Annotated in this window: 15 protein-coding genes and 1 riboswitch; of the genes, 2 read left to right on the forward strand and 13 right to left on the reverse strand. The window is 70.7% G+C overall.

Annotation, left to right across the window (positions count from 1 at the left end; genetic code table 11):
• The 12 genes from gcvP to VFH10_RS02390 all read right to left on the reverse strand — a co-directional run.
• A partial coding sequence (gene gcvP / locus VFH10_RS02335) for an aminomethyl-transferring glycine dehydrogenase (RefSeq protein WP_325125536.1) occupies positions 1-2861 on the reverse strand: 2861 nt, incomplete at its 3' end.
• Positions 2862-2962: 101 nt separating this feature from the next.
• A riboswitch (glycine riboswitch) is annotated at positions 2963-3072 on the reverse strand.
• A gap of 86 nt (positions 3073-3158) precedes the next feature.
• Positions 3159-3677: a MerR family transcriptional regulator gene (locus tag VFH10_RS02340; protein ID WP_325125563.1), complete on the reverse strand. Its 519-nt coding sequence runs from the start codon at positions 3675-3677 to the stop codon at positions 3159-3161.
• 275 nt (positions 3678-3952) lie between these two features.
• On the reverse strand, positions 3953-4420 hold the full coding sequence (locus VFH10_RS02345) for a bifunctional nuclease family protein (RefSeq protein WP_325125538.1): 468 nt from the start codon (positions 4418-4420) through the stop codon (positions 3953-3955).
• Positions 4421-4504: 84 nt separating this feature from the next.
• Positions 4505-5257, reverse strand: a complete 753-nt coding sequence (locus VFH10_RS02350) for a MerR family transcriptional regulator (protein WP_325125540.1) — start codon at positions 5255-5257, stop codon at positions 4505-4507.
• A complete protein-coding gene (locus VFH10_RS02355) occupies positions 5254-5808 on the reverse strand; it encodes an FHA domain-containing protein (protein ID WP_325125542.1) in 555 nt (184 codons plus the stop codon). Before VFH10_RS02355 ends, VFH10_RS02350 begins: the two co-directional genes overlap by 4 nt.
• A gap of 161 nt (positions 5809-5969) precedes the next feature.
• Positions 5970-6350: a glycine cleavage system protein GcvH gene (gcvH, locus tag VFH10_RS02360; RefSeq protein WP_325125544.1), complete on the reverse strand. Its 381-nt coding sequence runs from the start codon at positions 6348-6350 to the stop codon at positions 5970-5972.
• 47 nt (positions 6351-6397) lie between these two features.
• Positions 6398-7183 carry a DUF881 domain-containing protein gene (locus VFH10_RS02365; protein ID WP_325125546.1) on the reverse strand — a complete coding sequence of 262 codons (786 nt, stop codon included), beginning with the start codon at positions 7181-7183 and terminating at the stop codon, positions 6398-6400.
• Positions 7176-7508 carry a small basic family protein gene (locus VFH10_RS02370; RefSeq protein WP_325125548.1) on the reverse strand — a complete coding sequence of 111 codons (333 nt, stop codon included), beginning with the start codon at positions 7506-7508 and terminating at the stop codon, positions 7176-7178. The genes VFH10_RS02365 and VFH10_RS02370 overlap by 8 nt, the downstream gene beginning before the upstream one ends.
• A complete protein-coding gene (locus tag VFH10_RS02375) occupies positions 7505-8395 on the reverse strand; it encodes a DUF881 domain-containing protein (protein ID WP_325125551.1) in 891 nt (296 codons plus the stop codon). Before VFH10_RS02375 ends, VFH10_RS02370 begins: the two co-directional genes overlap by 4 nt.
• The gene (locus tag VFH10_RS02380) at positions 8385-8981 is read right to left on the reverse strand and encodes a CDP-alcohol phosphatidyltransferase family protein (RefSeq protein ID WP_325125565.1); all 597 of its coding nucleotides are present in this window, start codon (positions 8979-8981) and stop codon (positions 8385-8387) included. The genes VFH10_RS02375 and VFH10_RS02380 overlap by 11 nt, the downstream gene beginning before the upstream one ends.
• Before the next feature lie 163 nt (positions 8982-9144).
• Entirely contained in the window at positions 9145-9303 is a 159-nt protein-coding gene (locus VFH10_RS02385; protein WP_325125553.1) for a hypothetical protein, read from the reverse strand.
• Positions 9304-9452: 149 nt separating this feature from the next.
• Positions 9453-11303, reverse strand: a complete 1851-nt coding sequence (locus tag VFH10_RS02390) for a M1 family aminopeptidase (protein ID WP_325125555.1) — start codon at positions 11301-11303, stop codon at positions 9453-9455.
• A 236-nt stretch (positions 11304-11539) separates the two neighbouring features.
• Here VFH10_RS02390 and VFH10_RS02395 point away from each other — a divergent pair, with 236 nt between their 5' ends.
• Together VFH10_RS02395 and VFH10_RS02400 are read left to right on the forward strand one after the other, a co-directional pair.
• Entirely contained in the window at positions 11540-12130 is a 591-nt protein-coding gene (locus tag VFH10_RS02395; protein WP_325125557.1) for a hypothetical protein, read from the forward strand.
• 87 nt (positions 12131-12217) lie between these two features.
• Complete coding sequence (locus tag VFH10_RS02400) at positions 12218-12391, forward strand: hypothetical protein (protein ID WP_325125559.1); 174 nt, start codon at positions 12218-12220, stop codon at positions 12389-12391.
• A gap of 25 nt (positions 12392-12416) precedes the next feature.
• On the opposite strand, the gene VFH10_RS02405 is transcribed toward VFH10_RS02400, so the two are convergent.
• On the reverse strand, positions 12417-12915 hold a 499-nt coding region (locus VFH10_RS02405), incomplete at its 5' end, for a WYL domain-containing protein (RefSeq protein ID WP_325125561.1).

Genomic DNA, 12915 nt, shown 5'->3' on the forward strand with positions numbered 1-12915 from the left:
GGCGGGCACGCGCAGACCAGGTTGCGGTCACCGTAGGCCTGGTCGACCCGCGCCACGGGCGGCCAGTACTTGTCGGGGTCGATGCCGGTCGGGAACGCCCCCAGCTCCCGCGGGTAGTCGCGGTCCCACTCCCCCACGACCACCCGTCCGGTGTGGGGCGCGTGGCGCAGCGGGGACGCGTCCGCGCTCCACTCGCCGGCGCCGACCCGGTCGATCTCGCCGCGGATCGCGACCATCGCCGCCACGAACCGGTCGAGCTCGGCGAGGTCCTCGGACTCCGTGGGCTCGACCATCAGCGTCCCCGCCACCGGGAAGGACATCGTCGGGGCGTGGAAGCCATGGTCGACGAGCCGCTTGGCGACGTCGTCCACGGTGATCCCGGTCTGCTTGGTCAGCTCGCGCAGGTCGAGGATGCACTCGTGGGCCACCAGACCGCCATGTCCCTTGTAGAGCACGGGAAAGTGCTCACCGAGCCGCTTGGCGATGTAGTTGGCGGACAGCACCGCGACCGCGGTCGCCCGGGTGAGTCCCTCCGCCCCCATCATCCGCACGTACGCCCACGAGATAGGCAGGATCCCCGCGGACCCGTACGGTGCCGCGCTGATCGGCCCGATGCCGTCGCGTCGCGCCGGGTCGGGGTGCATCGGATGGCTGGGCAGGTACGGCGCCAGGTGTGCCCGCACCGCCACCGGACCGACACCCGGCCCGCCTCCTCCGTGCGGGATGCAGAACGTCTTGTGCAGGTTGAGGTGCGACACGTCGCCACCGAACTCACCCGGACGTGCATAGCCCAGCAACGCGTTGAGGTTCGCCCCGTCGACGTAGACCTGCCCGCCGTGCTCGTGCACGAGCCGGCACAGCTCGGTGATCCCGTCCTCGTAGGCGCCGTGGGTCGACGGGTAGGTGACCATGATCGCGGCGAGGTCGTCCCGGTGCTTGGCGCACTGGTCGGCGAGGTCCTCGAGGTCGACCGCACCGTTCGCGGCGGCCTTCACGACCACGACCCGCATCCCGGCCATCACCGCGGACGCGGCGTTGGTGCCGTGCGCCGACGACGGGATCAGGCAGATGTCGCGGGCAGGTTCGCCGTTGGCCACGTGGAAGGCGCGGATCGCCAGCAGACCGGCGAGCTCGCCCTGTGACCCGGCGTTCGGCTGGATGGAGACCCTGTCGTAGCCGGTGACCTCGGCCAGCCAGGACTCGAGCTCCTCGATCAGGTAGGCATAGCCCTCCGCGTCCTCCGCGGGGGCGAACGGGTGCAGGCCCGCGAAGCCGGGCAGGCTGATCGGCTCCATCTCCGTGGTCGCGTTGAGCTTCATCGTGCAGGAGCCGAGCGGGATCATCCCCCGGTCGAGCGCGTAGTCGCGGGCCGAGAGCCGGCGCAGGTAGCGCAGCATCGACGTCTCGGAACGGTGGGTGTTGAACACCTCGTGGGTCAGGAACGGCGTGCTGCGGGACAGCCCCTCCGGGAAGCGCTCGCCGACCCGCGCGTCCACGGCGTCGAGATCCGCTCCCCCGGAGCCGACCGGGACCCCGAACGCTCCCAGCACCGCTTCCAGGTGTGGACGACCGGAGGTCTCCGAGGTGGAGACACCGACGTGGTCGGCGTCGACGAGCCGCAGGTGCACGCCCGCCTCACGGGCCTCGGCGACCACACCCTCGGCACGACCGGGCACCCGCGCAGTGACGGTGTCGAAGAACCGGTCATGGACCACCTCCACCCCGGCGTCCTCGAGGGCCGCGGCCAGCACCCCGGCGTACCGGTGGGCGCGCCGCGCGATCGAGCGGAGTCCCTCCGGCCCGTGGTAGACGGCGTACATCGATGCGACCACCGCGAGCAGCACCTGTGCGGTGCAGATGTTCGAGGTGGCCTTGTCCCGGCGGATGTGCTGCTCGCGGGTCTGCAGTGCGAGCCGGTACGCCGGCCGTCCCTCCGCGTCGACCGAGACCCCGACGAGCCGGCCGGGAAGGTGCCGCTCGATGCCGTTGCGGACGGCCATGTAGCCGGCGTGCGGGCCACCGTAGAACAACGGGACACCGAACCGCTGCGACGATCCGACGACCACGTCGGCGCCCATCGAGCCGGGCGACTCCAGCAGGGTCAGCGCCAGCAGGTCCGCGGCGACCACGGCCATCGCGCCGCGCTCGTGCACCGCGTCGATCAGCGGCCGGGGGTCCAGGATCCGCCCGCTGGCGCCGGGGTACTGCACCAGTACGCCGCACAGGTCGCCCTCGGGCAGCCCGTCGGAGAGATCCGCGACCTCGACGTCGATGCCCATCGCCTGGGCCCGGGTCTGCACCACCGCGATGGTCTGCGGCAGCGCGTCGGCGTCGACCACGAACCGGCCCGCGGCGTTCCGGTTGGCGCGGCGCACCAGCGTCATCGCCTCGGCGGCCGCGGTGCCCTCGTCGAGCAGGGAGGCGTTGGCCGTCGGCAGGCCGGTCAGGTCGCCCACCATGGTCTGGAAGTTCAGCAGCGCCTCGAGGCGGCCCTGGGAGATCTCGGGCTGGTACGGCGTGTAGGCGGTGTACCAGCTCGGGTCCTCGAGCACGTTGCGTCGTACGACGGCGGGGGTGATCGTCCCGGCGTACCCGAGGCCGATCATCGGCTCGAGCGGGTTGTTGCGCGCCGCGATCGCCCGCAGGTCTCGGGCGGCCCGCTCCTCGGTGGCCGCAACCGGAAGATCGAGCTCCGCGGCGGACCGGATCCCGCCCGGGACGGCGGCGTCCATCAGCTCGGTCAGTGATCCGAAGCCGAGTGCTTCGAGCATCCGGGCCTGCTGCTCGTCGTCCGGTCCGATGTGGCGCTCGACGAACGCACCGGCGGCGTCGAGCTGCGTCAATGTGGGGTGATCGGACATCAGAGGCTCCCGTGGAGGTGGTCACGGCACTGGCACCGTGGCTGGTTCGACTCGGTCGCCTCCCCCTCTGTCGGCCCACCGGGGTGGTCTTTCAGAGCTGCCTCGCCCGCACGGTCCTGGCGCCTGAGAGGTTCCGGGGAGGATTTGCCCCTTCGGCGCTCCGCACCGGTGGCCGCTGGCCACCCGCCGGAGACTCTCCCGTGCGTATTCGTGAGCGAGCCAAACCTACCAGCCGGACGACGACGAACGCGCCCGGTGCCGTGGCACCGGACGCGTCCGTCTGTTGTTCGTGCGAGGTCAGCCGACCTGGCGGGCCTTCCGGCGCGCCGCGAGCTCGTCGCTGGCGTGGTCCTCGTCGCGGGCGGCCTTCTCGCTGGGCAGCTCGGCGAGGGAACCCTCGATCTCGCGCCAGACCCCGCCGATCGCGATCCCGAAGACGCCCTGACCGCCCTGGAGCAGGTCGATGACCTCGTCGTTGCTGGTGCACTCGTAGACGCTGGCGCCGTCGCTCATCAGCGTGACGCGGGTGAGGTCGTCGGTGCCGCGCTCGCGCAGGTGGTGTACCGCGGTGCGGATCTGCTGGAGGGAGATGCCGGCGTCGAGCAGCCGCTTGATCACCTTGAGCAGCAGGATGTCGCGGAAGGAGTAGAGGCGCTGGGTGCCGGACCCGCTCGCGCCGCGGACGCTCGGCTCGACCAGACCCGTGCGCGCCCAGTAGTCGAGCTGGCGGTAGGTGATGCCGGCGGCGTTGCAGGCGGTCGGACCGCGGTATCCGGCGTCGCTGGGCAGCGGGGACACGTCGTCGTCGAAGAGCAGCCCCTGGCTGTCGGCAGCCTGGGCGGCTTCGAGGGCCGCGCTCTCCGCCTCGCGCTCGTGCGCGGCCTTGTCGCCGTTGCCTGTCACGGTTACCTCCGTTGTCACTTCGCTCTGCCTGTCGCTCCGGGGAAGCCGTGGGCGCTCGGTAGAGCACAACGGTGGAGTTACAGCGAAGACATCCCCAAGGTAAACCTCGCCTTGAGGGTGGTCAACGAACCACGCCCGAAGCGATTGGCGTGTCGCAACCCTCAACCTCAGGTTGAGGTTGAGATGCGTCAATGCGACTCGAAATCCTCGGGAGTGACGTGATCGAGGAACTCGCGGAACTTCTCGACCTCGTCCTCCTGCTCGTCGGGCACCTCGAGTCCGGCCTCATCGAGGACGTCCTCGGCGCAGACGATCTTGCTGCCCGTGCGCAGTGCCAGGGCGATCGAGTCGGACGGCCGGGCGCTGACCTCGACGCCGGTGGCGAAGACGAGGACGGCGTAGAAGATGCCGTCCTTCATCTCGGTGATCCGGACCTCGGTGAGGTCGTTGCCGGTGGCGTTGAGCAGATCCTTCATGAGGTCGTGCGTCAGCGGCCGGGGCGGAACCACCCCCTGCTGGGCGAACGCGATCGCGGTCGCCTCGACCGCGCCGATCCAGATCGGGAGGTACCGGTCCCCGGCCACCTCGCGCAGCAGCACGATGGGCTGGTTGGAAGGCATCTCCACCCGGACACCGATCACATCGACTTCACGCACGTCGTCAGACTACTCCCGGGCCGAAACCCCCTGTGTGCGGTCGATCCCGGTGGTCGGGCACTCCCCGACAGACGGGGTGGACGGTCAGCGACCGCCGCTCAGCCCGGACTTCACCAAGGTGGCGTGCAGCTTCACCGACAGTGCGGCGATCTCGCGGACCGCTTCCTCCGCGCGTGCCTGGGCGCCGGCATCGCGCTGACCACGGATCGGGGCCGCGACCTGCTCGACGAGCCCGACCTCCCGGTCGGCAGCGGTCTTGAACGTGCGCAGGTGACGAGGCTCGAGACCGTACGCCGCGAGCTCGCCCGCCGCCTTCGCGATCACCAGCGCGTCGCCGTCGAAGTGCTTGGTGCCGGGCCGCATCCGCACCATCCCGAACGAGACCAGCTGGTCGAGCAGCTCCTCGTCGATCTCCGCGGTCTCGACGAGCTCGCGCTTGGAGAGCCGCAGCTCGGTGCCCCCGGCCGCGAACGCCTCGGGGCTCGGCATCCCGTCGCCGGACAGCACGACCCGGGGCACCTGTGGGCCGGTCGTCGGCAGGGCCGGTGGCTCGAGCCCGCGGTCCATCGCGTCGAGGTGCTCGCGGATCACCTTGAGCGGCAGGTAATGCTCTCGCTGGGCGGTCAGGACGTAACGCAGCCGCTCGACGTCGTGGGCCGAGAACTTGCGGTAGCCCGACGGGGTGCGCTCCGGGGACACGAGTCCCTCGGACTCGAGGTAGCGGATCTTGGAGATGTGCAGCCCCGGAAAGTCGGGCCGCAGCTGCTCGAGGACCTCGCCGATGCTGATCCGGGCTGCCCGGTTGGTGGCCGCCCTGGTGCCGACCTCCGCGGTCACCGCGCGCTGCCTGCTCCTGCGTGGCTGGCGAAGTAGACCAGCCGATACTTGCCGATCTGCACCTCGTCGCCGCCCTGGAGGGCGACCTCGTCGATCCGGTCGCGGTTCACGTAAGTGCCGTTGAGGCTGCCCACGTCCGCGACGGTGTAGCCGCCAGGGCCGCGACGGAACTCGGCGTGCCGGCGGGACACCGTGACGTCGTCGAGGAAGATCTCGCTGTCGGGGTGACGGCCCGCGGCGACCACGTCGGTGTCGAGCAGGAAACGACTGCCCGCCGACGGCCCGCGCTGCACGACCAGCAGCGCACTGCCGGCGGGGAGTGCGTCGACCGCGGCCGCGTCGGCGTCGTTGAGCGTCCGCTCCTCGCGGTGCTCGGCCTCCTTGGCCGGACCGCCGAAGGTGATGGTCGCGGTGGTCTCCCCCGGCGTCTCCCCCGATGCCTGGGCCGCGGGGTTGGCGGCGGCCGGGGTCTCCTCCAGGCGGTGACCGCACTGCGAGCAGAATCGCGCGCCGTCGGGGTTCTGATGTCCGCACTCGGTGCAGAACGGCATCCATGCCTCCCACTGAACGTGCCGTGGACCTCGAGAGATCCCGAGGACGTCTGATCCAACCCTCAACCGCCGGTCGAGGTTGATGGTTCCCCGAACCTATCAGGGCGGCCACGGCGTTCAACACGGATCGCGCGGACCCGGGGGTGGGGAACCGTGAGGGGTCAGAGCTGCTGCTGGTAGGCCTCGGCGTCCATCAGCCCGTCCACGGCCGACGCGTCGTCCGGCGTCACCTCGAACAGCCAGCCGTCGCCGTAGGGGTCGGTGTTGACGAGCTCGGGGGTGCCGTCGAGGGACTCGTTGCGCGCCGTCACCGTGCCGGACACGGGAGCGTAGACGTCGCTGACGGACTTGGTCGACTCCAGCTCCCCGACCGTCGTACCGGCCTCGACCGTGGCACCCACCTCGGGCAGCGAGACGTAGACGATGTCGCCGAGCGCGTCCTGGGCGAAGTGCGTGATGCCGATCCGGACGGTGCCCTCACCGTTGCCGGGGCTGCGCACCCACTCGTGCTCGCTGGTGTACTTGAGTTCCTCGGGGTACACGGCAAATCGCTCCTTCTGGTGGATGACGCCGACGGCTGGCAGGCAGGTTACTCGGTGGGCACCGGGTTGGCGTACTGCGCGCTGGGCGCCTGGTGGACCGAGGCGATCTCCACACCGTCGGACCGCGCGACGACGACCTCGCCGCCGACTCGTTCGACCTCGTCGCTGAACCCGCGGCGCAGGTCGAGGCCGGTCGCGAGGGTGTGCGGAGCACCGATCGCCTCGATGATGTACGGCGCAGTGATCTCCTCGCCGTCGACGATCACCCCGCCGTCGGGGCCGTCCCGCAGCGAGGTCTGTGCGACCACGCGCACGCTCTGGTTGATCTCGATCGCCTCGGCGCCGGCGTCGCGCAGCTCCTGGATGCCGTTGATGAGGTGGTTGGAACCGACCGCGTTGTCGGGGTCGCGCACGGTCACCTGGACGCCGGGCCCGATCGCGGGCAGCGTGCCCGCGAGGATGCCCAGCTCGTCGGCCCGCTGCCGCGCCCGCTCGAGCGCGGTTCGTCGCGCCTGGGTGTCGTTGAGCAGGGAGTTGCGGGTCTGCTCCAGCTGGGCGATCTCGTTCTCCGCCCGTTGCGACGCGAGGCTGAGGGAGTTGATGAGGCTGATCAGCTCGTCCTGCCGGGCCCCGACGTACTCCGCGTCGTTGCTGTTGGAGCGCACCTGCACCACGGCCGCGAAGCCGAGCACGAGCATCAGCACCCCCGCCGTGATCTGACCGCGCGACCCCGGACGGCGCAGTGAGTCGAGCAGCCGGTCGCGGCCGCTGGTGGGGGGCTCCGATCCCGGTTCGGGGCGGGGCGCGGTGGAGTCGAGCGTCTCGTCAGGCATGGAAGAGGTGCCGACGGATCGCGGCGACGTTGGAGAAGATGCGGATGCCGAGCACCACGATGACGCCGGTGGAGAGCTGCCCACCGACCCCGAGCTGGTCACCGAGGTAGACGATCAGGGCGGCGATGAGGACGTTGCTGACGAAGGAGACCACGAAGACCTTGTCGTCGAAGATCCCGTCGAGGAACGCCCGCAGCGCACCGAACACGGCATCGAGTGCGGCGACGACCGCGATCGGGAGGTAGGGCTGCAGCCAGATCGGAACCTCCGGCTGCAGGAGCAGGCCGAGGAACACGCCCAGGACCAGGCCGAGAGCCGCGATCATCGCAGGGTCTCCGGGGTGTGGGCGTAGCGCAGACCGCTGCGACGTGCCGGCGGCAAGGTCAGGGGCTCCTCGGTGTTGGTGATCTCGAGGTCCACACCATAGAGCGCCTGCAGGTCGAGCCACCATTGACCACCTGGTGTGTCGATGAAGCGCGCTGCGAGCGTGTCCGGGTCGCCGATCACCGACAGGTTGTACGGCGGCGAGACCGGCCGGTAGTTCACGGTGACGACCGCCCCGCCCTGCCGGATCGCGGTGAGGGAGGTGAGCCGTTCCCCGTTGATCGCGATGCCCTCGGCGCCGGCGAGCCAGAGCCCGTTGACCAGCTTCTGCAGGTCGCCGTCGAGGATCTCGTTCTGGCCGGACGGGATCGGCGGACCGTCGTCGACCCGGACCCGGACCCCGGGGCCGCGGGCCGCATCGGCACCGGTGCCGACGCCCAACGAGGTGAGCCGCGACTGGACCGCCCTGCCCTCGGTGGTGGCCTCGAGGAACTTGGTCTCGAGCGTCTCCGTCTCGCTGGTCAGCTCGTCGACCCGCTCCCGTCGGTCGGCGAGCTGGCCCTTCCGCGCGTTGATCTGCTTGACCAGCTCCTCATGGCTGGTGGCGGTGGTGTCGGCGGTGCGCGACGTCTGCACCGCGGCGGTGGCGACGAGGATGCCGAACACCGCGATCATCGCCAGGGCGCTCCATCCGGGGCGCGCGGTCTTCTTCGTCGTCTCGTCGTCCGGCCGGGCGCGAGACGCGACGGCGTAGTCCTCGTCGAGCGATGTGGCGGTGATGTAGTTGAGCAGGCCCATCACCGCCTGGGGCGGCGGGTCCGGCAGCTTCCGCTCGGCGGCCGGTCGCCGGTTCGTCGTACCGCTGCCGCGGCTGGTGTCAGCTGACATCGAGGGTCGGCGCCCGGCGGTCGTGGTCGGCGAGGAGCTTGCGGACCTGCCAGGCGTAGAGCAGTCCGGCCCACCAGTACAGGGCGGTCCCCCAGATCGCGAACGCCCAGCCGAACACCTTGGCCAGCAAGGCGAGCAGGCCGGTGCCGTCGCCGAGCAGGAGCAGCGGGAAGGCGTAGAGCAGGTTCGCCGTCGCGGCCTTGCCGAGGAAGTGGACGGGCAGGGCGCTGTAGCCGCGGGTGCGCAGGAACGGGACGAGGCCCCACAGGAACAGGTCGCGTGCCGGCAGCAGGATCGCCAGCCACCAAGGGATGATGTCGCGGACCGCGAGCCCGACGACGGTGGAGAGGATGTAGAGCCGGTCGGCGACCGGGTCGAGGATCTCCCCCAGCTTGGAGGTCTGGTCGAGGCGACGGGCCAGGTAGCCGTCGAGGTAGTCGCTGATGCCGGAGAGCATCAGGACGACCAGGGCCCAGGCGTCAGCCTCCGGGACCAGGATCAACCAGAGGAACAGGGGTACGCCGGCGAGACGGACGATGCTGATGACGTTGGGAATCGTGAGGACCCGGCGGTCGCTCCCCGCCATCGTGTCCTGCCTCTCCACCCGACTCACCTTTGCTCACGCCTGACCCCGATCGTCGTGAGTACCTTAGCCCGTCGACCCACGCCTCCCGCCGCGGCGCGTCAGGCGCCGGACGCCGGGGTGCCGGCTGGTTGGGCTCGGGTGTCGGCCCGGGTGTCGAGCTCGGTCAGTCGCGGTGCAGCGTGCGGCCGCAGCGCGGGCAGTGCGCCCGGCGGCACACGTCAAGCTGCTGTCCGCACGTGCAGCTGCGGGACCTCTGTCGGCTCGCGCCCTTGGGTCGCGGCTTCTTGTCCGTGGCGTTCGTGACGGTGTTCATCGTGCTCATCTCCCAGCATCCCCTCGGCTTCTCCCATGGAACCGAAGAGAAGGCCGGATATGACGCTGATACACGCCGAATGGCCCGATCGTGCTAGAAGAAACGGTCTGATCGGTTTCGGACCCGGTCACCCGCGCGCCCCGGCGGACACGACGGGGTCAGGCGTTCGGCCCCGACTCGCCCTGCAGGTCCCCGAGGAGATCCTCCAGCCCCTGCTGGTTGCCGTCCTCGCCGAGCAGCTCCTCCAGCAGCCGGTCGAGGTCCTCCGTCTCGCCCCCGCCGAGGCCGCCGAGTCCACCCAGGGCGCCGCCCTGTGCACCCGGGTCGACGTCGAGGTCCTGGTCGCCGCGGGTGCCCTGCATCCATCGCTTCCAGAGCCGGTCGAACGCCGGGTCGTCCAGCTCGGCGGAGAGCGCATCGCGGAGGTCGTCGACCTCGAGCATGTCGAACGCGTGCGCCTCGGTCACCGCGCCGAGGGCGGCGGCTACGTGGTCACGGCCGAACCGGTCCTCGAGCTTCCGGTAGAACGCGGCGGCCTTGCCGTAGACGACGCCGGCGTACTGGGTGGCCGAGGCGAACTCTTCGGTCGCCCGGTCGGCACGGGCGTCCTTGTCACCTAGCACCCGCATCTGCTCGTAGCCGGACCTGATGTGGGTGTCGCAGAGGTCGTCGACCGCTCGCGGTCCGCCGCCCTCCAGCTCGCGGATGACCAGGCACGCGGAGTACTGCGCCAACGGTTCGTCGACGGCCGGCGCGAGCACCGAGTCGTTGCCGACGATCACGTGCCACCACTCGTGTCCCACCTCGTGGGCGATCGTCCAGGCACGCATCGTCTCGAGCATCCGGCCGGTGTCGCCGCCGACCAGGCCGCCGAGGTCTCCGCCCAACCCGCCGAGCAGGTCGTCGAGCCCCTCGAGCCCGCCGACGCCGCCTAGCATGTCCTCGATGCCAGACAGCCCGGGAACGCCACCGGTGAACAGCGACGGCTCGATCCACGTCGCTCCCGGCCACTCCATGCCGGCGACGCCCGAGCCGAGCGGTGCGGACACGACGTCGAACTCGCGCCAGGGGTAATCGGCGAACCGGGCGGACAGCACCTCGATCGACGTGGCGGTCTCGTCCAGCACCCCGGCGAGCTCCGCCTCCGCGCCCCGCGGCCCGTAGGCGCGAACCACCACACCGTCGAGCTCGCCGTCGAGCGTGCGCTCGCGCATCGCGTAGCCCTTGACGACGCTGACGACCAGGTCGTTCATCCCGTAGCCCTCGGACGTGACCGTGACGTTGCCGTCGGCGCTGTCGGTGCCGGTGCGCACTCCCCCGTCGACGACCTGCCACGACTCCGGGACGGTCAGCTTCAGCCGGATCAGCGCCGCCGGCGAGTTGCCGATGTCGCCGAAGCCGGCGGGGTCCGGGTCGGCGCTGTTGCCCGACGGGATCCACAGCGGGAACCAGTGCCCGAGGTTCATGGCGTCGGGGTGCCGGGACAGCAGCCCGATGTCGGCCGGCCCGCCCATCCCACCGAGCGCGTCGAGCAGGCCACCGCCGGCCTCGCTCGCCGGCAGCGTGTAGGAGAACGGGATCGTCAGCCCAACGCGTTTCTGGTGGCCGTCCGGGAGGGGGACCCGCAGGAGCGACTGGTCCAGGACGGCGTCGACCGGCTCGTCATCGACCTCGACGCGACCAACCTTCGCGCCGGCCTCGAAGTCGGGCAGTCCGGCGAAGTAGCGCATCAGCACCTCGGCATCACCTCCGACCGGGATCTCGGCCCGGACCGAGCCCGACACCTTCCCCGTCTGCGGGGCGACGTCGGCCTCCACGTCGTACGTCGGGGCGCCGTCGGCGAGACCGGCCGACTCGGCCAGGTCCTCTCCTGCCGCGGTCAGGGAGACCGCGGGATCCCACTCCGGGGTGGCCGACTTGTCACCCTCGTCACCGCCGCCGAACGAACATCCGGAGATGAGTGTCGCCGCCAGCAGGCATGCGACAAGGGCGTGGACGGTGCGCGTCATGGAGTCATCATGGCAACGGCGCCGGTCCCGCGTGGCCGGTCATCCACACCGGCGTGGGCAAAATCTCCGGTAGGTCACGGGGAGGTCACAACGGCCTCACGGTCGGGACTCGATGCGGCGGTCGCGACTGCCCCCGGGTTTGAAACACCAGCGCATGTGTGAGACGTGTGGGACCGGCACCGATTCGGCGGTGCCGCGGTCCTCGGACCGTCAACACACGAACCCCTGGGGGATTCATGCGCAGGAAGATTGCCTTCGGAGCAGCCGCCGCCATCGTCGCGGCGCTGGTCGTCAGCAACCCGATCGTCGCGGACGCGGCTCGCCGTATCGGTGGCGAGGACATCCGCAACGGCAGCATCGAGTCGAGGGACATCAAGAACCGCACGCTCAAGAGCAAGGACATCGCGAACGACAACCTCAAGAGCTGGGACGTCAAGGACTCCACGCTCAAGGGCAAGGACGTCCGCGACGGCTCGCTCACCGCGGACGACTTCAAGGCCGGGACCCTCCCGGTCACCGCCTACGCACGCGTGATCGCCGGCGCGACCGGTGGCGCGCTCGACGACGCGCGTTCGCAGAACATCGCGTCGGTGACCCGCACCGCGGACGGTGTGTACTGCCTGGAGCTCAAGGCCGGCGTGGACCGCACCGTGGCCGTGCTCGCGCAGGCCGAGGGCGGCGACGCCAACGAGACCGCTCAGTGGTCCGGCAACTGTGGCGCCAACGGCGTCCAGGTGACGACTCAGGAGCAGGGCATCGCCACCGGCGGGACCGCGCTGAACAGCAACCCGTCGAACCACACCAGCTTCTCGGTGCTGGTGCCGTAGGCGGCAGGCGTACCAGCGGAGGGCCCGGCCATCGGTCGGGCCCTCCGCCATTGTGCGTACTGACGGCGCGGTGGCGGGTGCCCCAGGATGCTGACCTCGCCGGAGGGCGGTCTGGGCAACGCCTGCGCGCAGTGGACGGGTGACTGCGGCACCAACGGCGTGCAGATCCAGACCGAGCGGTTGACCGTCAACGCTGGACCGCCGCCGGTCCTGGACAGCAACGTGTCCAACGAGGTCTCGTTCCGCCTGTTGGTGCCCTGACCGGGGCCGCTCGATCGGCAGTCGACTACGGCCGCCCTCCCGGATCCTCGGCCGCCACCAGGAACCGGTTGCCGATCTCGCGCACGGCCTCCCGGAGCTCCGGGCAGCGCACGATCCGGAACGGCACCGGGACCCCCGCGAGCCGCTCGGCGTACCACCGCGGGTTGCTTGTGCTGCCCAGCAGAAGCGTGGTCCCGTCCTCCTGCACCTCGAGCCGTCCCAGGGCGCGCGGGAGGTACTGGCCCGTCGTCTCGACGTCCGCCTCGATGACGACCTCGACGTCGTACTCCCACCCGACGGCCAGGTGCTCCTCGAGCGCCGCGACCGGGTCCAGGTCGGCGGGAGGCGTGAACGTGTCGTCGAGGACCTCCACCTCGAGGACCCGGTCGACCCGGTAGGCCCGCCGGGCGTCCGAGGTGTGCGAGTGACCGAGGACGTACCACCGGCCGTGACGCACCACGACCGCCCACGGCTCCACGTCGAGCTGCCACACCGAGCCGGCCTCCGTGCGGTAGCGAAGAAGC

The organism is Nocardioides sp. (assembly GCF_035697785.1).
In the GTDB taxonomy this organism is placed as follows: Bacteria; Actinomycetota; Actinomycetes; order Propionibacteriales; family Nocardioidaceae; genus Nocardioides_B.